23 protein-coding genes are annotated in these 22014 nt (G+C 39.5%); 14 read left to right on the top strand and 9 right to left on the bottom strand.

Features of this window, described 5'->3' with window-relative positions; genetic code table 11:
- Positions 1-264 precede the first annotated feature (264 nt).
- Both dnaK and grpE read right to left on the bottom strand, forming a co-directional pair.
- Positions 265-2256 carry a molecular chaperone DnaK gene (dnaK, locus tag H6G73_RS02610; RefSeq protein ID WP_190601386.1) on the bottom strand — a complete coding sequence of 664 codons (1992 nt, stop codon included), beginning with the start codon at positions 2254-2256 and terminating at the stop codon, positions 265-267.
- A 314-nt stretch (positions 2257-2570) separates the two neighbouring features.
- Positions 2571-3317: a nucleotide exchange factor GrpE gene (gene grpE / locus H6G73_RS02605; protein WP_190601564.1), complete on the bottom strand. Its 747-nt coding sequence runs from the start codon at positions 3315-3317 to the stop codon at positions 2571-2573.
- Positions 3318-3929: 612 nt separating this feature from the next.
- Between grpE and H6G73_RS02600 the strand changes: the two genes are divergently transcribed.
- The 4 genes from H6G73_RS02600 to H6G73_RS02585 all read left to right on the top strand — a co-directional run bounded on the left by H6G73_RS02600 (position 3930) and on the right by H6G73_RS02585 (position 9100).
- Entirely contained in the window at positions 3930-5942 is a 2013-nt protein-coding gene (locus H6G73_RS02600; RefSeq protein ID WP_190601385.1) for a GspE/PulE family protein, read from the top strand.
- 59 nt (positions 5943-6001) lie between these two features.
- The gene (locus tag H6G73_RS02595; protein ID WP_190601384.1) at positions 6002-7123 is read left to right on the top strand and encodes a type IV pilus twitching motility protein PilT; all 1122 of its coding nucleotides are present in this window, start codon (positions 6002-6004) and stop codon (positions 7121-7123) included.
- A 113-nt stretch (positions 7124-7236) separates the two neighbouring features.
- Positions 7237-8460 carry a type II secretion system F family protein gene (locus tag H6G73_RS02590; RefSeq protein ID WP_190601383.1) on the top strand — a complete coding sequence of 408 codons (1224 nt, stop codon included), beginning with the start codon at positions 7237-7239 and terminating at the stop codon, positions 8458-8460.
- A 79-nt stretch (positions 8461-8539) separates the two neighbouring features.
- Positions 8540-9100 carry a hypothetical protein gene (locus H6G73_RS02585; RefSeq protein WP_190601382.1) on the top strand — a complete coding sequence of 187 codons (561 nt, stop codon included), beginning with the start codon at positions 8540-8542 and terminating at the stop codon, positions 9098-9100.
- 85 nt (positions 9101-9185) lie between these two features.
- On the opposite strand, the gene bioU is transcribed toward H6G73_RS02585, so the two are convergent.
- The gene (gene bioU, locus H6G73_RS02580) at positions 9186-10193 is read right to left on the bottom strand and encodes a (S)-8-amino-7-oxononanoate synthase BioU (RefSeq protein WP_190601381.1); all 1008 of its coding nucleotides are present in this window, start codon (positions 10191-10193) and stop codon (positions 9186-9188) included.
- Positions 10194-10480: 287 nt separating this feature from the next.
- Between bioU and H6G73_RS02575 the strand changes: the two genes are divergently transcribed.
- The 5 genes from H6G73_RS02575 to H6G73_RS02555 all read left to right on the top strand — a co-directional run bounded on the left by H6G73_RS02575 (position 10481) and on the right by H6G73_RS02555 (position 13594).
- Complete coding sequence (locus tag H6G73_RS02575) at positions 10481-11065, top strand: hypothetical protein (protein ID WP_190601380.1); 585 nt, start codon at positions 10481-10483, stop codon at positions 11063-11065.
- Positions 11066-11518 carry a hypothetical protein gene (locus tag H6G73_RS02570; RefSeq protein WP_244997441.1) on the top strand — a complete coding sequence of 151 codons (453 nt, stop codon included), beginning with the start codon at positions 11066-11068 and terminating at the stop codon, positions 11516-11518.
- A gap of 5 nt (positions 11519-11523) precedes the next feature.
- The gene (locus tag H6G73_RS02565; RefSeq protein WP_190601379.1) at positions 11524-11973 is read left to right on the top strand and encodes an HNH endonuclease; all 450 of its coding nucleotides are present in this window, start codon (positions 11524-11526) and stop codon (positions 11971-11973) included.
- A 129-nt stretch (positions 11974-12102) separates the two neighbouring features.
- Positions 12103-12441 carry a XisI protein gene (locus H6G73_RS02560; protein ID WP_190601378.1) on the top strand — a complete coding sequence of 113 codons (339 nt, stop codon included), beginning with the start codon at positions 12103-12105 and terminating at the stop codon, positions 12439-12441.
- Positions 12442-12523: 82 nt separating this feature from the next.
- Positions 12524-13594: a competence protein CoiA family protein gene (locus H6G73_RS02555; RefSeq protein ID WP_190601377.1), complete on the top strand. Its 1071-nt coding sequence runs from the start codon at positions 12524-12526 to the stop codon at positions 13592-13594.
- 142 nt (positions 13595-13736) lie between these two features.
- Here H6G73_RS02555 and H6G73_RS02550 read toward each other — a convergent pair whose 3' ends face one another.
- Together H6G73_RS02550 and H6G73_RS02545 are read right to left on the bottom strand one after the other, a co-directional pair.
- Positions 13737-14060, bottom strand: a complete 324-nt coding sequence (locus H6G73_RS02550) for a DUF5615 family PIN-like protein (protein ID WP_190601376.1) — start codon at positions 14058-14060, stop codon at positions 13737-13739.
- A 1-nt stretch (position 14061) separates the two neighbouring features.
- On the bottom strand, positions 14062-14280 hold the full coding sequence (locus H6G73_RS02545; protein WP_190601375.1) for a DUF433 domain-containing protein: 219 nt from the start codon (positions 14278-14280) through the stop codon (positions 14062-14064).
- Between the two features lie 96 nt (positions 14281-14376).
- Between H6G73_RS02545 and H6G73_RS02540 the strand changes: the two genes are divergently transcribed.
- From H6G73_RS02540 to H6G73_RS02525, 4 genes are all read left to right on the top strand, one after another.
- Positions 14377-14733, top strand: coding sequence for a DUF6883 domain-containing protein (locus tag H6G73_RS02540; protein WP_190601374.1), 357 nt, complete (start codon positions 14377-14379; stop codon positions 14731-14733).
- A 19-nt stretch (positions 14734-14752) separates the two neighbouring features.
- Entirely contained in the window at positions 14753-15001 is a 249-nt protein-coding gene (locus tag H6G73_RS02535) for a DUF4926 domain-containing protein (RefSeq protein ID WP_190601373.1), read from the top strand.
- Positions 15002-15156: 155 nt separating this feature from the next.
- The gene (locus tag H6G73_RS02530; protein WP_190601372.1) at positions 15157-15423 is read left to right on the top strand and encodes a ribbon-helix-helix domain-containing protein; all 267 of its coding nucleotides are present in this window, start codon (positions 15157-15159) and stop codon (positions 15421-15423) included.
- Positions 15420-15722: a type II toxin-antitoxin system RelE/ParE family toxin gene (locus tag H6G73_RS02525; RefSeq protein WP_190601371.1), complete on the top strand. Its 303-nt coding sequence runs from the start codon at positions 15420-15422 to the stop codon at positions 15720-15722. Before H6G73_RS02530 ends, H6G73_RS02525 begins: the two co-directional genes overlap by 4 nt.
- Positions 15723-15753: 31 nt before the next feature.
- Here H6G73_RS02525 and H6G73_RS02520 read toward each other — a convergent pair whose 3' ends face one another.
- A complete protein-coding gene (locus tag H6G73_RS02520; RefSeq protein WP_190601370.1) occupies positions 15754-16023 on the bottom strand; it encodes a lipopolysaccharide assembly protein LapA domain-containing protein in 270 nt (89 codons plus the stop codon).
- Between the two features lie 71 nt (positions 16024-16094).
- Positions 16095-17522: a phosphoglucomutase/phosphomannomutase family protein gene (locus H6G73_RS02515; RefSeq protein WP_190601369.1), complete on the bottom strand. Its 1428-nt coding sequence runs from the start codon at positions 17520-17522 to the stop codon at positions 16095-16097.
- Between the two features lie 106 nt (positions 17523-17628).
- On the opposite strand from H6G73_RS02515, the gene H6G73_RS02510 reads away from it, so the two are divergent.
- Complete coding sequence (locus tag H6G73_RS02510; protein ID WP_190601368.1) at positions 17629-18495, top strand: PD-(D/E)XK nuclease family protein; 867 nt, start codon at positions 17629-17631, stop codon at positions 18493-18495.
- 2 nt (positions 18496-18497) lie between these two features.
- Here the strand turns inward: H6G73_RS02510 and H6G73_RS02505 are convergent, their stop codons facing one another.
- A complete protein-coding gene (locus tag H6G73_RS02505) occupies positions 18498-19856 on the bottom strand; it encodes a hypothetical protein (protein ID WP_190601367.1) in 1359 nt (452 codons plus the stop codon).
- A 342-nt stretch (positions 19857-20198) separates the two neighbouring features.
- Positions 20199-21878, bottom strand: a complete 1680-nt coding sequence (locus H6G73_RS02500; protein ID WP_190601366.1) for a transglutaminase domain-containing protein — start codon at positions 21876-21878, stop codon at positions 20199-20201.
- Positions 21879-22014: the final 136 nt, after the last annotated feature.

Genomic DNA, 22014 nt, shown 5'->3' with positions numbered 1-22014 from the left:
GCAGGTAAACCCACCCTGACGGGTAGCCGCTTTGTAGTCTATAGATTTTTCACTAATTGAGGCTATCTCTTTTACAATTGTGCTACTTAGGTGATCAAAACCACGCCTATCAACCAGAGGGACTAGCCGTCTAATTAGGTGTGGAAACCCACCCATGCCATTTTGGGTGCATCTGTGATAACAGATTTTTTACAATCACTTCATTTGCCTTTACAATTTAACAAAAAATGTGAGAGAAGTCTTGGTTTATAGCTTCTTTCTTCTTCAGTCTATAGCTTCATAATCAGCCTGTGCAGTGCTGTCTCCATCAAAATCGAAGTTAAATTGGGGAATTAGGGTGCCATTCATCGCCGCGTCCTCTTCATCCTCTTCTATTTGTTCGGGCGTAAAGGAAAGATCCCCAGATTCCTCTATTTCTATCGATTCTTCCTCTGCTGATTGATTACTAACTCGTTTATAAACATCTGCACCAATGGCAAATAAGGTTTGTTGGAAATCATCTAATAACTGTTTAAAGAAGGCTGTGGACAAAGAGGGACTTTCCATTGCTGCTTGTAATTGAGCAGCTTTTTCATCGGCTAAGGTTTTTAGGGTTTCACTAATTAAATTGCCATTACTTTTTAATGTAGAAGCATAACTCAACAACAGGTTGTCTGCTTGGTTTTTCAGTTCCACCTGTTCTTTACGTTTTTTATCTTCTTCTGCAAATAATTCTGCTTGTTGGCGCATCCGTTCTACTTCATTAGAACTTAAACCGCCTGTACTAGTAATGCGGATACTTTGCTCTCTACCTGTGCCTTTATCTTGGGCAGAGACCTTCAAAATTCCATTTACGTCTATTTCAAATATCACTTCAATTTGCGGCACGTTACGTGGTGCTGGGGGAATACCTGTGAGGAAAAACCTACCCAGGCTTTTGTTATCCCTAGCCATGGCACGTTCTCCCTGAAGCACATGAATTTCCACGGAAGATTGTCCATCAACAGCAGTGGAAAAGATTTTCGAGCCACTGGTGGGAATGGTGGTGTTGCGCTCAATAATTTTGGTGAATACTTCCCCTAAGGTTTCTACTCCTAAAGATAGAGGAGTAACATCTAATAACAGTAGGGTATCTACTTCTCCACCCAATACCCCAGCTTGAATGGCTGCACCTAATGCTACCGCTTCATCAGGGTTAACGGAACGGTCAGGGGTTTTGCCATTGAAGAACTTAATTAAGGCATTTTGAACAGCAGGAATGCGAGTAGAACCACCAACTAAAATAATTCTGTCGATATTTTGCGGTTTTAAGTCTGCATCTTTGAGGGCTTGGATCATCGGTTCGATGGTGCCAGCAATTAAATGTTTTGTGAGTTCTTCAAATTTGGCACGGCTCAGTTCCATTTCTAGATGCTTGGGACCTGTGGCATCAGCGGTAATAAAGGGCAAGTTAATGGAGGTACTGATCATGCTGGAGAGTTCGATTTTGGCCTTTTCTGCTGCCTCGCGCAGGCGCTGTAGGGCCATTTTGTCTTGGGATATGTCGATATTTTCCTGGTCTTTAAAGTTATCGACCATCCAACACACAATACAGTTGTCAAAGTCATCTCCACCCAGGTGGTTGTTCCCACAGGTAGCTTTGACTTCAAAAACACCATCTCCTAGTTGGAGAATGGAAACATCAAAGGTGCCACCACCAAGGTCAAACACTAAAATTATTTGTTCTTGGTCTTGTTTTTCTAAACCGAAGGCTAAGGCAGCCGCGGTGGGTTCATTGATAATCCGTAGAACTTCCAGCCCAGCTATGGTGCCAGCGTCTTTGGTAGCTTGTCTTTGGGCATCTGTAAAATAGGCTGGTACGGTAATCACTGCTTGGGTAACTGCTTCGCCTAAAAAACTTTCCGCATCCTGTTTGAGTTTTTGCAGGATCATGGCGGATATTTCTTGGGGTGTAAAGTTTTTACCGCGAATCTGCACATCAACGGTATCGTCGCGACCTTTGACACAGTTATAGGGAACACGGCTACGTTCTATTTCAGTATCTTCCCATCTACGACCAATAAAGCGTTTAATACTGTAAACTGTGTTTTCTGCATTAGTAACCGCTTGTCGTTTGGCTAGTTGACCAACTAGGCGCTCACCGCTTTTGCCAAATCCGACAATACTGGGAGTGGTACGTCCTCCTTCAGAATTGGCAATCACTATTGGTTGACCAGCTTCTAAAACTGCGACACAACTGTTAGTGGTGCCTAAGTCGATCCCGATAACTTTTCCCATAACTTCAATGTCTTAAATATTGAGTGCTTTTACCGTGATGTTTCGCAGAATATCTTTTCTTTATGTTCGTCTAGAAGCGGAATATAAGTATTGTATCAATCATAGCGTTTCATAGCAGTGAAAATATACTGTCTTTAGCATAATTGTTACCTTAAATTTGTAAATTTATGATGTTATGCTTTTGGCTTCTACTACCGAAGGGGGGCTGCTAAACTTTAGCAAACCGTCAACAGCCCTATCCTTGAGATATGCGTGCGATTTTCCCTGGAACTAGAGTAGGACTCAGCCTATGCTGTTCAAAAGTCGATCACAGTTTAACTGTTGTCCTGACTCAACTCTTGGTCTGAGGTGGGAGGTGTGTCTTCTTTGGGTGCTGCTACCTTGACCATGGCATGACGCAGTACGCGATCGCCTAAATAATAGCCACGGACTAATTCTTCTAGCACCGTTCCCTCTGGATGTTCGTCTGTGGGTTCCCGTAAAACAGCTTCATGGAGGTTGGGGTCAAATTCCTGACCTTCAGGACGCATGGGGGAAACACCTAATCTTTTTAAACTATCTACTAATTGTTTATAAACCCCTTGATAGCTTTTGTGAATTGTCATCTCACTATCGGTTTGGGGCTTGAGATGGGCGCGCGCACGCTCGAAATTATCTACTACAGGTAATAACTCATTGATTGTGTTGCGTTTTACCTGTTGTTCAGTTTCTTCTTTTTCTTTTTGTGTGCGTTTACGGTAGTTCTCGAAATCTGCGGCAATTCGCATATACAGAGAGTTACGCTCATCTAGTTGTGCTCTGAGCGACTCAACCTGTTGAGTTAATTCTGCTATAGCCGCCGTATCTACTTCGTTTGTTTCGACCGCAGCGACTTCGCTTTCTGGTGTGAGTGTAGTTTCTCCCACTACATTGGTTGGATCTGACACTGGCTCAGTCACCTCGCTGCCAAATTCGTTAGAGTTTATTTCGGCTGGGGAGTCGCTATTCATTGCTTGCTGTACCTCTATTGGTTCACCCAATTGTTGGCTTGTATTGTTTACCTGTTTATTTTCATCCATGATTATCTACTCATTCCAGGTGCTGTTGATGGCAGAGTGTCACCACATCTGGCAACCGTTACTGGTTACGTTTTGTAGAGGCAACTCGAAGGAATGCCGATATTTTCCTGGAAGTAATATCACCGTTTTCCTATTTTGACAAATGGTGAACATATTAGCGCCAAATATCTCAGGGCGGTAAACCGAACGATAATCAACATTTCCAGGAACTTGCGCTCATGGACAAATGGCTGAAGGATTAATCAAGCGATCGGGTATCTAACGCCTACCGTATATTCCCCATCCGCTTTTCCAACTGGGACAAAAATTATTTTGTCAGCAGTTGGAGAGCCATCGTCCTAAATGATAAGTCAGTTTTTTAACTAATGACTACTGAAAGTTACCAATTTTAGCCTTTGTATCGGTAAGGAGTCACAAGGCACAGGGTCTGGGGAAATTTACTGGCCACTTTTACGGTATGAAGGAGTAGAAAGTCTAATCTGGGGACTTTTTTGTTCCTGGAGATAAAAATTTTTACATCAGATACTTTTTAACTTTAATTTTATACAGTATCAATGAGTAATATATACCCCAGTTTGGGAATACTGTAACAAGAGGTTTCCCTACCCATTGCTTATGACTTACTCGTCACAACCAAGGCGCAGCACCGCTCTAACCACACGAACAGAGTTTTCTCCCTTCGGTAATAAGCTAGTTCAATCTGGCTATGTCAATAACGAACAGATGCGGCAAGCACTGATAGAAAGCCGTAAATCTGGTAGGCCGTTGACAGATGTATTAGAGTCTATTACTGGCAGACAACTCTCACCAGAGTTTCTGAGGGAATACAAAAAACAGCATTTATTTGAACTCAAAATCCTCTACGGGGTTGAGTCCCTTGACCCAGAAGTCAATCAAGTCGGCACGGCAATGGTGATGACTTTGATTGAAACCCTCATTCCTGTGGATATCTGTCGTCGTCATCGCTTGGTGCCATTATCCAAGCATGAAGACCAAAACCCACCTTCTGTGTTGGTGGCGATGGTTGATCCAGATAACTTGGAAGCCTCTGATGATTTGAATCGGATTTTGCGTCCTCAAGGCCTAGCTTTGCAAAGGATGGTCATCACCCAGGAGGATTACCAAAAACTAATTAATCAATATCTAGATGAGTTAGCAGTCCGCCAAAAACAACTAGAGCAGGAAAAGTTCACAGACATTCAACAAGATTTAGAGAATCTGGAAAGTCTGGACATGGACGATAGTGGGGAGGATATGGATGTTGATCTGACCGCAGCGATGAAGGATGCAGAAGATGCACCCATCATCAGTCTGGTCAATCGCATCTTAGCTAAAGCCCTGCAAGATAAGGTGTCAGATATTCATATCGAACCACAAGAAGAAAACTTACGTATTCGCTTTCGCAAAGATGGGGTATTGCGTGAAGCTTTTCCCCCTGTACCCAAAAAGGTTATTCCCGCAGTTACAGCCCGATTTAAAATTATTTCTAACCTAGACATTGCAGAACGACGTTTACCTCAGGATGGACGTATTCGCCGTCTGTATGAAGGCAGAAAGGTAGACTTTCGGGTCAATACCTTACCCAGTCGCTACGGGGAAAAGGTATGTTTGCGGATTTTGGATAATTCCTCTACTCAATTAGGGTTGAATAAGTTAATTACTGATCCAGAAACTTTGCAAATAGTCAAAGATATGGTTAGTAAACCATTCGGGTTGATTCTCGTCACAGGCCCTACTGGTTCTGGTAAAACCACTTCTTTGTATTCTGCATTGGCAGAAAAGAACGACCCAGGCATTAACATCAGTACGGTAGAAGACCCAATTGAGTATAGTTTGCCGGGGATTACTCAAGTACAAGTAATTCGGGAAAAAGGGTTGGATTTTGCAACAGCATTAAGGGCATTCTTACGACAAGATCCAGATGTGCTACTGGTGGGTGAAACACGGGATAAGGAAACCGCCAAAACTGCGATTGAAGCTGCGCTTACAGGACACTTAGTATTAACAACTTTACACACTAATGATGCTCCAGGCGCGATCGCTCGCTTGGGAGAAATGGGAATTGAGCCTTTCATGGTTTCCAGTTCTCTGATTGGTGTATTAGCACAACGTCTGGTGCGTCGTGTATGTTCTGATTGTCGTATCCCCTATACTCCCACTACAGAAGAACTAGCTCGCTACGGTCTCACTGCTGCCCAAGAAACAAGTGTTACTTTTTACAAAGCTAATGTTGTGCCACCAGAGTCCTTAGCAGAAGCTAAATCCAGAAATCAAGTTTGTCAAACTTGCGGAGGAGTTGGTTATAAGGGACGTTGCGGTGTGTATGAAGTAATGCGGATCACCGAAAACCTCCAAACCTTGATTAACCAAGAAGCACCCACAGAACGCATCAAGGAAGTAGCCGTTGAAGAAGGGATGAAAACCTTGTTGGCTTACAGTCTGGATTTAGTTCGTCAAGGTTCTACCACCTTAGAAGAAGTAGAACGGGTAACATTCACTGATACCGGTTTGGAAGCTGAATTAAAAGCCAGACGTAAAAGCGGCTTGACATGTCGGACTTGTAGTGCCGAATTAAAACCAGAGTGGTTAGATTGTCCCTACTGTCTGACACCTCGATTTACAGACTAATCATCCTATTTCGGATAGTAGATTTTAAATTCTCAATTCACTTAACCAGGAGCCACACTATGGAATTGATGATTGAAGATTTGATGGAGCAGTTGATTGAAATGGGTGGTTCTGACTTACATCTATCCGCAGGATTGCCCCCCTATTTTCGGATTAGTGGTAAATTAACTCCCATTGGTGATCAACCCCTCACTGCTGATCAATGCCAAAGACTGATTTTTAGTATGCTCAACAACACCCAGCGTAAAACCTTAGAACAAACCTGGGAATTAGATTGTTCCTATGGTGTGAAAGGATTAGCTCGCTTTCGGGTGAACGTCTATAAAGAACGTGGCACATATGCAGCTTGTTTACGAGCATTAAGTTCTAAAATTCCTAACTTTGAAAAACTAGGTCTACCGGATGTAGTACGGGAAATGTCGGAAAAGCCTAGAGGCTTAATTCTCGTCACTGGCCCCACAGGCTCAGGAAAAACCACTACCTTGGCGGCCATGATTGATTTAATTAACCGCACAAGAGCCGAACATATTCTCACGGTAGAAGACCCAATTGAATTTGTTTACGAACCCATTAAAAGCCTAGTTCACCAACGTCAACTGGGTGAAGATACTAAGAGTTTTGCTAATGCTTTAAAAGCGGCTTTACGGGAAGACCCAGATATTATTCTGGTAGGGGAAATGCGGGATTTAGAAACAATTTCCTTGGCTATTTCTGCGGCAGAAACAGGTCACTTAGTATTTGGTACATTACACACTAGTTCGGCAGCCCAAACTGTTGACCGGATTATTGACGTTTTCCCCCATGAAAAACAAACCCAAGTTAGGGTGCAGTTGTCTAACTCCCTTGTGGCAGTATTCAGCCAAACCCTAGTACCGAAGAAAAACCCCAAACCAGGGGAATATGGTCGAGTCATGGCTCAAGAAATCATGGTAATCACTCCTGCTATTTCTAACCTGATTCGTGAAGGTAAAACATCACAAATTTACTCAGCTATCCAAACTGGAGCTAAATTAGGGATGCAAACTTTGGAGAAAGTGTTAGCAGATTTGTATAAAAATGGCTCTATATCTTTTGAAGCAGCAATGTCTAAGACTTCTAAACCTGATGAAGTCCAACGCTTAATTGGTTCTGCGGCTCCTCCGGCAGCAGCAAAATCTGGTGCAGCATCCAGAGCACATTAAATTTTTAAATTTAGGTGAATAGGGATTGGGATTTGGCAAAAATTTTGCCAATTGCCCATTACCAATCACCCATTAAATAATTGTGAAATTGTGAATTTTGAATTTATTAATCTATGCCAACCTACGTTGCTCGTGTCCGGGACTCACAAGGAAAATCTCGCAGAGAAACATTGACAGCTGATTCCCTTGTCCAAGCTCGTACTAATCTCAGAGATCAAGGTCTTGTTGTCCAAGAACTGAAAGAAGCCCAGAGTTTTGCCTCGAAGTTTGATTTTCAAAAATTTCAAACTTCTTTAGTTAAGGTTTCTGTTAAAGACAAAGCGGTTTTTTCTCGTCAATTTGCTGCCTTGGTCAATGCAGGTGTAGCGATTGTGAGAAGTTTAGGTGTACTGGGTGAACAATGCAGTAATCCTAAACTGAAGCAAGCTTTAATTGAAATCGGTGTTGATGTTCAGAATGGGATTAACCTATCGGATGCTATGCGGAAGCATCCCGACTGTTTTGATGGCTTGTATGTAAGTATGGTACAAGCTGGAGAAATCGGTGGGGTTTTAGATGAAGTTTTGAATCGTCTAGCGAAGTTGTTGGAAGACGTTGCCAGGTTACAGAACCAAATTAAATCGGCTTTGTCTTATCCCATGGTTGTAGGTTTTTTAGCAACTGCAATTTTTGTGGGGATGACAGTTTTTCTTATTCCCATTTTTGCGAAAATATTCACAGAATTGGGAACAGAATTACCAGCACTAACACAATTTTTGATGACCTGTAGTCAAATATTACGCAGTTGGTGGTCTTTAGTAATTATTGCTGGCATTATGGTATTTATTTTTGCTTACAAACAATATTACAAAACTCCAGTTGGTAAGCAAACAATTGACCGTCTATCTCTGAAAATGCCTTTGTTTGGTGACTTGATTCAAAAATCTGCGGTTGCTCGGTTTAGTCGGACTTTTGGTGCACTTTCCCGTTCTGGAGTACCAATTTTAACTTCGTTAGAAATTGTCCGAGATACATCTGGTAACCAAGTGGTTGCTAATGCCATTGATGCGGCGAAAATGGAAGTGCAGCAAGGTGGCGTAATAAGTTTGGCATTGCAGAAAGAGCAAGTTTTTCCACCGATGGCAATTCAGATGATTAGCATCGGTGAGGAAACTGGAGAGTTAGATGCGATGTTGATGAAAGTAGCTGATTTCTATGAAGATGAAGTAGAACAGGCGGTGAAATCTCTCACTAGTGTGTTAGAACCACTGATGATTGTGGTGCTAGGGGGTATGGTAGGAACCATTCTACTAGCGATGTACTTGCCCATGTTTAAAGTATTTGAAAAGTTGGGCTAAAAATAAAGTTATTAGTTATCAGCGACTGATTGATAACTAATAACTTAGATATGAATCATATTTTGAAAAATCAAGAATTATGCCTGTACAAAAATCCTTTTATGAAGCGTGCTTGGCTGAGTATAGCAATAATATGGCAGCGATCGCACTCCTCAAGCAACACCGCCCCTACCTAGAGATGATTCCTAGTCTCCGTCGTCCCTATGAAAGCGTCATTACTATCCCTCTACCCATTATCCGCTTACGGGATTTGGAAACCAAAACCATCCACAGTCACCGCTTACCCTGTGATATCGCCATTTTAATGTGTGACCCTGAATGGAAAATCAAAACAGGGGTGGAAATTCTCCTGTTTATTCACCGTCCCCATGAAGACTTTTCCGATTTGTTAGGGCGTTGGCGAGAAACCCAAGTGTGTTTAGATAAAGATTATGAATGGCTCATGCACCCCCGTCACAGTCATATTTTTAGCGAAGGTGCAGAAACTATTTACCCCCTATTTATCATTTTCCCAGAAACCTCCGAACGAATTCAAAGAGGTTTGAGTGGTGCAGATTTGCCTTTTGTGATGCAAACACCTATGGTTTTGTCAGAGGATAGTTCTATCGATTCCTACTCTTCAGAAACTCCTCCAGCTTAGGCAGCATAACAACAGCAGGGGAGCAGGAGAACAGAGAAGCTAAAAGATATATCCATCCTGTCACCTGTCACCTGTCATCTGTCACCTAGCGGACAAATTTCGGCATAATTTCCGCCGCAGTGAATAAGCCACGAATACCCCGTTGATGCAATTCTTGACCAGCTTTGAGATAACCAAAGGCAGGACCGCAGACATTAGCTGCCATACTGGTTTCATCTCCTAAAGTAAAGGTGTGGGTAGAAATTTTGCCTTCAAAAGTGCGTCCAGTCACCTTCACATTGGTACTCAAGGGCTTTTTGGGGTTGCGGGTATCAACTACACCACCAACAGTCACTCTGTCCCGTCCAACAATTCCTGCTATTTCTAGCATCACATCATCAGCGTGTTCCATATTTTCCAGGGTCAGCACACCATTAGTTTTATCTAGTAATGCTTCTACCTCTGCATCGGTCATAGCTCTAGCAGCTTCTACAGTATAGCCAGGCATATGTCCAATATCTTCCCGCACAGTAGCCCGGTAAGCTTCCCAGTTAGCAATACCCACACCAAAGGTAATTTCCACTTTGTGAATTTCGGCATAGCTTTGGGCAGCTAAAGCCGCAGCCGCAGTTAACAGTCCAGGAGTAGCACCACAGCCTGTCATATATGTAATTCCCGCTGCTTGCAGTTCATCTTTCATGGCTAAAAGTTGTTCCACTGCACTGGTGCGTTTAATGGCATCCACCAGCACACCCTTCCAACCAGCTTGGATGAATTGTTTAGCGACATTGGGGATAAAGTCGTTGGGGAGGTTGGGTAAAGCCAGGAAATAGCCATCTACAGCGTCACCAGTGGCTTGAATTAAGTCTTGAATGCTGTTGTTGCTTAATGTGCCGACTGGTTCTAGATAGCCAAGGGAACCTTGTTTTTGGTAAGTGGTGATGCAAGCATCTGTATTTAAACCTTCTGTGGAGTATGCGTAGCCTTTTTGGTCTGCGGCTGCAACTAATATCATTTCTCTTTTACTGGAGAGAAGTTTAGCAGCTGCTTGGCCGAGTCCACCAAAACCCAATACTCCGACGCGGATAGGTTGGTTCTTGGTTTGTGTGTTCATAGTGTATTTACTGTGTTGGCTGATGGTTATAAAGGTTAATTATGCTTTATTTTTCTGGGTGATGAGATGAAAGGATGAGGTTTTTATCCACGCAGTCTTGGTTAATAATTTATGAATCAGTATTAATACAGTTGCAACGCTCTTATAAATATAACTACTGTATACATATATTACTTAAAATTAATTTGATTACACACTTTTGAATATAACAATAAGGCACTAAATTATACCGTAATAGGGCATCAATGTTGAAAATTATCGCGTTGATTAATTATTGAGGATAACTTATGGCATCAAAAGACCAACTACAAACTACACTAAAGGAAAAGTATGGCATTAATAAGAATATCAGTCAGGCACTAGATCAAAATGAATGCGAAAGATTGCTGAATCTGCTGGAAATAGAGCCTATAGCAGTCAAATTAGTTGAATCATTCGCTCAAAAGAATTCTCATCTTGGTCAAAATAATGCTTCTTTGGGCAGGTTGCGTAGTCAAGCAGAAAAGAAGCTGTTAAAACTAAAATCTGAATATTTAGACTTAGAAGCAGCCATTAAAAATTTGGAGTTATCCAAAGTTTCAATGGAATCTAGAAAGAAGCAATTAGAAGAAGAAAGGAATACACTTGAGCTAGAAATTAAAAACTTCGCATCAGAAGTAGAAACTTTAAAAACCAAAGTATCTACATTGAATTCTAATAATAAACAATTAAATGATGCTAATCAACAATTGCAAAAAGAGAATAAACTTTTGAAAAATATAGTTGATGAAGTTAGGCTCAAGTTAGCAATTGAGATGAAAGGATTATTGAAATTAGAAGATAGTGAAATTCGTAAGGGTATTATTAAGCTATTTAAAGCAACATTAGGCTAAGTGACTAATTTTATGCATCACCAAAAACAAAAGAAAACATTTCAAGGAATGAGTTATCGACAAATTCAATGTAATAACTCAGAAAAAAAAAATAAATTAAATACCCACGATAAAATCTGGTTAAAAAATAATGGTTATAAAAATATTGGATGGGATAATGTTATAAATCTGTACCAAAAAATCCAAGATTTTTTAGATAAGGGTGAGTTAAAAGAACTTACGCTTGAAGAATTATTTTTAGAAGCTGATCGTATTGGTAATAAATATTTTAGTAATCAAGAGATACAAGATTTTCATAGTAAATTAGCGAAAGAAGTCAATGAAATTGCCGAGGAAATAGATAAACATTTTCCTGATACGGAAATTGAAATAATTGATTTTTCGAGTAATAACCAGCTTAAACGTAAACATAAAACAAAAAATCAAAAAATATATAAAACTAGCAAAATATAAATTGTATGGATTTAGGAAATAAACAACTAGGCGAATTATTTAAACTTATTGATAAAGTAGGAAAAACTCGATATCACAAACTCACCGACAATGATTTTGATAATTATAAAAAATTCGATATCTGGCGATACGTAAATGGTGATGCAGAATGCGGAACAACTGAGGAGAGTAAAGAATGGGTGAGAAAGAATTCAGATTGGTATTGTCCAATTTGTGGATATAAATACTCTGAGAGGGGTGGTAAGACTATTGATCATAAATTACCTCGCTCACAATACCCTTGGCTATCAATGGAATTCAATAACTTGTGGGTAATTTGTCGAGACTGTAACCAGGAAAAGGGTGAAATGCACTGGTACGAATATGAACGTTATATTTTTGTAAATTATCCTCATTTGTATGAATTTATAAAAACTGTTCGTCCTACTACTTTACTTCGGTCTTTGAAGAGTTAGATGAATTCTTATTTGACTGGGCAAAGTAATTATCAAGCAGTTTTTAATGAATAATCTCGTTAAAAATTTAATTGAAGATAGTGTGATTTTTTGATTTAGTTTTGATGCTGAACAGGAGGTAATTGTAAAATGGATTCCTTAACTATTCAATATCGTCAAATTATTAAAAATGTTCTTGTAGAATATGCGGATTTTTTTGGTAATGATGCACAGGTGAAGCTAGAAGTGGTGTTAGATGAAAAAAATGATCATTATTTATTAGTAGAAACTGGTTGGGAAAATGGTTATCGGATTTATGGATGTTTATTACATTTTGATTTAATTGATGGTAAGGTTTGGATTCAACATGATGGAACTGAGGAAGGGGTTGCTAATGATTTGGTTGCTGCGGGAATATCAAAATCACATATTATTTTAGGGTTTAAAGCGCCTGAAGTTAGGAAATATACGGAGTTTGCTGTGAGTTAGATATCTATTCAAATAATATAATAACTGTAAATACGTTATTATTTCACTTATCAAATACGCTGTAATTTACAAAGGTAGAATTATGACTACAGAAAACAAGGGATCTTTCTATTATGCTTTAGATGAAGAAGGTAATAAAATACCACCTACTCCAAAGGTAAAAGCTACCTGTCCTTGCTGTGGAACTGAAGTATATGCTGCTTGTGGCAAGATAATACAACATCATTGGAGGCACAAAAATACCTCTGATTCACATTGTGATGAGTGGTATGAAATGACTCCTTGGCATTTAAAATGGCAAGAGTTATTCCCTCTTGAATGTAGGGAAGTAGTTATGCAAAAAAATAAAGAAATACATCGTGCAGATGTAAAAATTGGAAACTTAATTATTGAATTTCAGCATTCCAATTTAAGCAACGAGAACGTCAGAGAAAGAGAATTGTTTTATAGTAGTGATGCTAATAAAATTATTTGGATTATTGATGCTACCAATAATCGAGTATTTGAACAATGGAAAAAATATTTATGTCCAGAAAATATAAGGACTATTTTTATAGTAGATAAGGAGAGTAATATTTATTTTGAGTTAGAAGGTTATGTTTATATTCCTTTAATTCGTAATATTGGTAAAAAGGGATTACCTATAGGTCTTGTCATTAACCCTGAATATCCTACTTTTATTGATTTAGGTGAATATATTGCTTGTCCTTTGGAAAAAATTACATACGAAATGACTAGAACAATGTACTCTCACAAGTGGGGACATCGCAAGCAACTGTCAAAGAAAGAATTATTAGAATATGAATATTTAGAAGATGACTATAAGCGAGGTTTTATTTATGCTCAAGATTTTATTCTTGTAAAAAAGAATGATTTTGTTAAGATAATCTATGATATTCCGACAGACTTGGATTATTTTACAAGTATCAAAATATGTGATCAAGAGGTGTTGAACAGAAGGAAATATTTCAAGGAAGAAAGAAAAAAATTTCTTACCGAAATGATGAAAAAACACGAAGAGTATGCTAGTCATACAATGGATGAAATGGAAGAAATGTATATGGAACAAATTGTAGTTGTAGAACAACGAGGAAAGAAAAAAATGGAGGAACATTTAAGAAGATTTTTTTTGTATGTTTTGGATGAAGGGTAGATACCTCTTGTAAGATAAAAGAGATACTTTCTTTCCGAGATACTACATATTATCTAATGTAGAGTAAATAGCGATCGCATTTTATAGATATAGAGTAAACAGCAATCGCATTATTGATGTAGAGTTGAGAGCGATCGCCTTATCATTCAAGACTAATAACGACAGCTTGACCTTTCACTACTGTAGATAAAATATCCAAAATCTTTGGAACTAAAGGTTTAAGATCCATTAATCTATTAGACTTTGCTTGCAAAACAACTACAGCGATATTGAACTGAGATAAATTTTGCTGAAAAGATAAATTCCTATCAACAGTAATAAAAATATCAAATTCTTTTTCTATTAAAGCCAGTAATTTACCATTTTTAGTTCCCTCCCATCCCATCTGGGGAACAGTTTTGATTTCATAACCTATAAATTCTTTAGTTAACCTGCGATCAATACATTCATCTAAAATCAATTTCATTTTATGCTACCTTACTAATCATTGCTTTTTCAACTTCCTCCAAAAATGTAATGATTTGATCTTTAGTAACCGTAGGAAAACCATCTAAAAAATCATCTATTGAATCTCCTGCTTTTAAATAATCTAAAAGTGTTTGGATAGGAACTCTTGTTCCGGTAAAAACTGGAGTACCACTCATAACTTCAGGAGAAACGCTAATAATTGAAGTATTGCTAGACATGGTTTTTTATATGTTCAAGTGATATTTTTTATTTTAACATTGATTTAGAATGACAGCGATATCTACGGCTGGATTCATATACGCATCTACAAATATATGGAAGGCTCTAATTCAACAAATATAATCCCAAATGCAGAGAAGGGAGTTATTGACATTCGTAAACTACGTGACTACTCCCTTAATCGAGATCATCCCACAGGAAAGGATAAAGCTCGTCTGTTTTCATCAATTTTAGGCATGACTGCTGAAAATGCTGAAGAATTACGCCAAATTATTTTGGAACAAGTTAAAATTCAAGAAGCTTGCCTGAATAAAAGTGATCAACATGGACAACGTTACTATGTAGATTTTACTTTGAATAGGCAAAATAGAAGTGCAACCATTCGTAGTTGTTGGATTATCGAGCCTGGTGCTGATTTTCCAAAATTAACAAGTTGCTATATTAAATGGTAATATTTGAAGGTTGTAAAAAATGAGTAAAATTGAACCAAAGTTACTAGATGTAGTAGCACTTACAGTTGATTTACCTGAATATAACTTATTACGTGGTCAAGTTGGTACAATAGTTGAATTACTAGCCGATGGTACTGTATTTGAAGTAGAATTTAGTGATAGTAATGGACAAGTATACGAATTTGTTGCTTTAACTTTAGAGCAAATTATGGTTTTGCATTTTGAGCCAACATCTCGTGATTTAGCAAAATCAACAGTAACAGTTTAAATAGTAAATTGAAATGGTTATTGTAGAGTGCATAGCCTGTGTTTAATTTAGCATGAGAGCAATACCTACAGTGCGCCACACTAACGCATTTTTGATAAAATTTTTGACCTACATTATAATAATTTTGATATACAACCAACGTAACCAAAATAATTATGAGTATCGGTCTCACACCTAAGCAAGAACACTTTATTCAAACAAAACTGCAAACTGGGAAATACAACTCTGTAGAAGAAGTTCTAGAAATCGCCCTCCAATTGCTGGATGAGTATGATCGCGCTGAGTCAGAATGGGCTAAGGAAGTGGGCGAAAAAATTGATGCTGCGATCGCAATTTCGGAGCATACAGCACCTATTGATGGTGAAACATTTGTAAATCAAATTTTAGATCGTTTTGAGCAACAGCGACAGGCAGAAAGATGAATCGTTACGTTATTAATATTCTCGCTAGTCGTGACTTAAATGAAATTGCTGAATACTTCTCCCACAACAACCTAGAAGCAGGTGAAAAATTTTTTCAGGAATTTAATCGTAAATGTCAACAATTGGTTTCTTTTCCAAATAGTGGTAAAAGCTATTCAGGAATACGTGCTGATTTGCGAGGTTTACCCCTAGAAGGCTATATAATTTTTTATAGAGTGCTGGATGATGGAATTGAAATTTTACGAGTAGTGAGTGGTCGTCGTAATCTTCCATCTGTTTTTGATGATTATGAATTGTAAATTTATAGAGGGATACCTACTGTGATAAAGTTTAAAAATCTTCATCATCTACAAAAAACTCAGCCTCATCATCAAATCTAGATTTTGACTCACCCAAACCCCAAAGAGGCTGTAAAATCGCTACAGTAAGTACACCCACAGCCACACAAAAAGCTAATATCAAGCCAAAGGGAATTTGAATAGATTGAAAACCCAAAAATCTTAATGATATGGGTGTGGCATTTTGGACGGAGATAATAGCGATCGCTATTACCCATACAGCTATAACTAGAGATATCAATAAATTTGCAAAACTTTTCATAACTTTAAATATAACTTCCTCACCAAGGTAGAGACGTTACCGGAAACGCCTCTACATCATCAAGTGAGAGATTAACCTAACTTAGCAATTTCCGCTTCCATGGTTGCGGCGATCTGACTGAGTTTTTCTGGTGAGTTAGTTTCCATGTACACCCTCACCAATGGTTCTGTCCCAGAAGGACGCAGCAACACCCAGCTACCCTCTTCTAGATACAATTTAATCCCATCCTTCCTGCCGACTTCTTTGACCGCAATTCCAGCCACTGTTGAAGGCGGATTTTGGGTATAAGCATCAATCACTGCATTCTTGTGAGATTCGGTCAGGTGTAAATCTAGGCGGTTGTTATACAAGGGGCCATCTGCTTCGGCGATCGCTTCCTGTACTAACTGACTTAAGGGCTTCCCTTCATAGGCAATGGCTTCAGCTACCAGCATATCAGCCAATACGCCATCTTTTTCTGGAATATGCCCAATCACACTTAAACCACCAGATTCTTCTCCACCAATTAAAACCGCAGTTTCCCGCATTTTTTCACCAATGTATTTAAACCCAACTGGTGTTTCATAAATTGGCAAGCCGTATTTAGCAGCGAAGTTATCCAGTAGGTGAGTGGTCGCTACTGTGCGGACAATTGCCCCGTTTTTACCCTTATTTTTGATTAAATGTCTTGCTAAAACTAACAGCACAGTATTGGGGGTGAGAACATTACCCTGTTCATCCACAATACCAAAGCGATCGCTATCCCCATCCGTCGCTAAACCCAAATCTGCTTTATCGGCTTTTACCGCTTCTACCAACTCAACTAACTGTTCTCCCTTGGGTTCAGGCATTCCACCGCCAAAAAGTACATCCCTCCAAGTGTGGAAACTTTCTAACTGTGTACCGCATTGTTGCAAAACTTCATCCAGATAGCCGCGAGAGGTAGAATAGAGGGCATCGTACTTAACTTTTAAATTCGCGCTTTTAATTTTATCGACATCCAGCAAGGTGTAGATAAAATGCAAATAATCTGGTTTTGGATCAAAGGTAGAAATTGAACCTGATGCTTTGCCACTTGGCAATTCATCAGATGCACTTTCTATATTTGCCACAATAGTATCAGTAATTTCTGGAGTGGCAGGCCCCGCATAGTCGGGGATATATTTAATTCCACAATAAGGTGCAGGATTATGGCTAGCAGTAAACATCAACGCCCCAGCCGAATTCAGGTGACGGGCGTTATAAGCAATTACTGGAGTTGGGCAATCCCGGTCTGTAATTTTCACATTCCACCCTAAATCTGCCAAAACCTCGGCAGATGCACGGGCAAACTGATCAGCTAAAAATCGAGTATCGTAAGCAATAAGAACTGGTCTGTCTTTACTGTAGGCTGTTTCCAAATAACGAGCGATCGCCCTAGTTACTTTCCGCACGTTAGGAAAAGTAAAGTCATCGGCAATGATCCCTCGCCAACCGTCTGTACCAAATTTTATCTTGCTGGAACTGCTACTAGCGCCCATATTTGCCACTTTCTCCCGTGCATCATCATTAACTATTAGGAAGCTTCCCGCAAAGCGTGCGTAGCCGCAAGTATCTTCAAGTATTTTCTCTCACTCCTTCTGAGCGATGTCAACCCCTGATCGACCCTTTGTCAGTTACCACCTTTGGTCTTTAGTTGCCCCCGCTAAAGGACAAGAACATTGGCATTGCCAGATGAGAAGGGGATTTATCAAAGCCAGGCAACATGAACCCCAAGTCAAAGCCTTATTAGCCAAAGTTACCCCACCTCAGCGCATTGGTATCCTAGCTCAAAAAGGTGTATATGAATTTCATCATCACCTGCATTGGTTAACACAATCTGATGGTGTAGAAAAAGTTGCCCATTTATTAGGATTAAGCCATGCCCATGATGTAGTTAAACAAAGAGTCTTGCAAATTTTGCAAAGATATCATCACACACCATTGTTATTAGGTAAACGCATCCTGCAATTGACTTCGGGAGATGAAGGTTATCCCAAGCCAATTGTGATTGAACAGCATAATTATTGCTTTCGGTTGTATGCAGCGATGGATTGTGTATTTATCGAATCTGATAGCACTTTACATATTTTAGATTTTAAAACTGGTAAATCTGCCTTTGACCGCAGACAAGCTTTAGTTTATCTACTAGCTGCCCGTTATCTATATCCTGGTAAAAGAGCAGTTGCTTCTTTTTATAATTTAGAAATCTGCAAAAAATCTGAATTAATTACCATTAACAATCAGGAATTCGTTTCCTTAGAGTATGAGTTAGCGAATATAGCCCATAAACATCAACAAGATTTGCACAAATATCAATCAGAAACGCGCAATTTTAGCCAGATTTTCCCACCCAACCCAGGCAACCACTGTCGATTTTGCCCTTTTAACTCTATCTGCGAGTTTTCAGAATTTAAACCAGGAATTATGCCCAAGGTTGTCCAACAACATACCCCCACCCCAGTTTCTGAATAAAATTAACAGAAGCGTTTAAAGAAGGACAAATCAACATTACCAAAATGAATGCTTAAGGCAATATTTAACTGTTCCAAAGTACCGACTAACCAGCCAATACAATCAGTAGTGGCTGATTCATAATGATTAAATAAAATTGCTACTTTTTTTTCTAAAAATGGTTTGACTTTACGGGATATCAACACTATTTTTAACAGCAAGCCAATGGTAGGTAATGTACCTTGGTTACTAATTAAATCTAAGAAAGTAAAATGCTGTGGTGCTGCTGGACTATTGACTACTAAAAAGTTCAGCAATTGACTACAAGTTCTCACCACCAAAAATTCATCAGGCTTTTGAAAATCAGCTTGAGGTAAGGTGTTTTGCAAATGTGTATATAGTTTTTGATTAAATTGTCGTTTTCCATATTGATGATCAATAGAAGTAATTAAATATTCATATAAATCATCTTTATATTCATGGAAAGTCCGCGCTTGACTACTATACTGGATGAACTTCTGCGCTAATTCATTATAGGTGCAACCTTGTTCAGGTTTGCCTAAAAACTGCTTGAGGGTACTATATAATTCACTATCAGTTAATAAAGTAGGATTATTAACAGGACGCAAGATTCTATTTGCTTCCTCTGGAGAATATTTTCTGAGAACCTGAACCCGACGAAGTTTATAGGTTATATATTGAGATAAATCAATTTCAAATTTCTTTTGTACTCTAGCTTGGAAATGTTTGACTGTTTGCTGCTGTTCAAAGGTAGAGTCTTCGCTAATTAAACAATGCTCGTATAAATACGGATATCTAGGTATTAGATTCATCAGGGGCTGATGCTGTCTGTTGCCCCACGTAGGATGCTGATCAATGACCTGAATAAATCTTCTGAGAATTAAATATTGTTCGCTTTGAGTAAAATGTTTGACTAGTTCCCGCAAGCGTCTAATTTCTCTGGCACGGAAACTGGTGACTCTGGATCTTGTAGATGGGGTCTCGAATAATTCTATTAGATCAGCGATCGCATAATGCAACTGTGGCTGCATATGCCAACGATTAATCAGAATATGACAACACCGATTGAGGAAAAACTGAAACTCGTTGGCTGCTTGCTTAGAAGCAGTAATTTTATCTAATATCAACAGAACCTCATGTTCTGGATAGTCGGCACCATCCACAAACAAAGCGCGACAACGCTCAATCATGTGGTCAGGGGACTCTTTTTGCACTAGATGCAGCAAATGTTGGTATATTTGCTGTTCCTCATGGTAGCAGGAATGAGGATTATGATAGGAGTCGAGACTACCGCCTGGCATTTTGGCGCTGGGCGTTTGTTCGAGAGTTTTATCTGATTCAGAACCAATCCAATGATGCACCTTTCATTACCATTTACAACTGGGTCTACGTTTGTTTTCAAACATAGATTTGGCTATGTCAACAGTGTAACTTCGACCTAAAAAACCGAACTGAGTCCCGTAGTAATCTCTTTCAGAGTATATTCTGAGTTTTATTGTACTAAGCAACTCAGCAATTTACCTAGGCTTAATCATCAAGTAGGAATAAAGCTTTGCCACCAAACTTTAAATTTTCGATTAAGGCCAATAGGTTTGGGGAACACAAGGGTTTAGTTATGAGTCTGTCTGGTGTCAAAACCACTATCTTCGTTGCTACTTTCACCCCATTACTAAACTACTGATTCTCTTGTGCCAATTCCGCAGCTAAAATGACGGTAATTCCTTAAGAATTGTAAACCGAATGTGATTAATGGCCAAGTCACCAATGGATATCTCTTCCTTATTGAGCCGTAATCCATTGCTGGTTAAGGTTTCAAAGGTAATTCCTTTACCAATTTCAATATGATACCAGCATAAACCCATAAAGAAACGGGTAGGATAAGGGCCCACATCACCCACATCATCGGGGTTAGATTCCATGGGCAACCAACCAAAGTTGGGAATATAGAACTCTAACCATACGTGATTAAAGTCTGGTTGGAGGGGTACGCCTTGCTGTTCAGCATAAGGGGGGCATTTATACCGTCCCACAGTGCGACAGGGGATACCGTTTAAGCGACAAAGGGCGAGGAGAACACCGACGTATTCACCGCAAGAACCAACACCTCTTTCTAACACTATGTCTGGCGGGTCAATATATGGCTTAATCCCATAGGATAACTCGTCATACACATAGTTGCGGATGTTGTACATTTTCCGCAATAAATTTGTTTCTGAACCTGCGGCTTCACGGGCAGCACGTCTGACAATGGCTGTATCCATCGCCAAGTCATCATCATCTACTAGGTAACGACTCTGGAATTCTGCTGATAGTTCCGGCAGATCATCAGTATCTTTTGGAGTGATTCGATATTTGATACCCCGCACTTCCAAAAGTGCTTTCCAGCCAAAAATGTGGCGTTCACCGGGGGCAAGACTGTCAAATTTGAAAACTGCTACCCGTTGACCATCAACTATTTCTTCTGTAAATGGCACTCCAATGGGATCAACTTGTTTAACTTTTTGGCGTTCGGTTTCTGAGGGGAGGGCAATACGCCATTCTACATTGGATAAATAGACTTCATCCAAGGGAGAAATTTCCTCAACGTAGGACATTTCTAACAGATAACCGTTAGAAAGGGCATAGCGTTTACTGGGTTCGTAATGATAATACAGAGGATGAATAAAGGTGAGGTCACGGTAAGTTAACTCGTGGTTGGGGTCAGCGTTGGGGTTGTCACGAATATATGGTTCTTCAAAGGCATAGGCAATATAGAGACTATCTTTACCTTGGTCATCTTGGGGGCAGACTGCTATACCTGTGGGAGAAGGAAAAGGTGTGAGGACGCTAAATATCACTTCCCCAGTGGCCCGATCCATAGAGTACACTGTTTGCTCGGTGCGATCGCACACCCACAGAGTATCGTGACTAACAGCTAAATTTTCTATCCCCACACCAGGGACAGGAAACCTGGTTATTTCTTTGCGGCTATCACGGTCAAAAATTAAAATCTGTCCCAGTCTTTGACAACTGACGTAAACTGTAGAATCCCAAACAGCTACACCATTAGCAGCATAAGGTAAGGTGACAAAATGTTCTAAACCTAAGGACGAAAGCTTGCACAAATAAACACTGTTGCCACGAGTTAACCACAAAGTATCACCAGCAATAGCTAAACCAGTGACATCCTGAAATTCTCTGACTTGGTGCGGGTTGAGAATTCTACTGTTATCCGTGAGGGGGTCAATTTCTAGTAAATGTCCCTTAATTGTGTCTATGGCAATGAGTTTGCCGTCGAGGAAGGCAATACCATAAATGGTAGCAGCTGTAAGCGGTCGGATTGTTTTTGGCCCTATCATCTGGCTAGCGGTCAAACTGGGGAGTGCAAAACTCGTATTCAGCATAATTTAGTTCGATGGTTTAGCACACCTAGACTTTATTGTCGCACAACTTCTGTCATCCCATTGGGAGACCAGAAGAGATATATTTGGCATTTTAATGTCATCTAAACGACTCTTTTTTAAGCAAAAACCCATATCC

It is taken from the genome of Richelia sinica FACHB-800 (genome assembly GCF_014698825.1).
Taxonomy (GTDB): domain Bacteria; phylum Cyanobacteriota; class Cyanobacteriia; order Cyanobacteriales; family Nostocaceae; genus FACHB-800.
The sequence above is the reverse complement of the archived record's forward strand: the minus strand, read 5'-3'. Positions and strand labels throughout refer to the sequence as shown.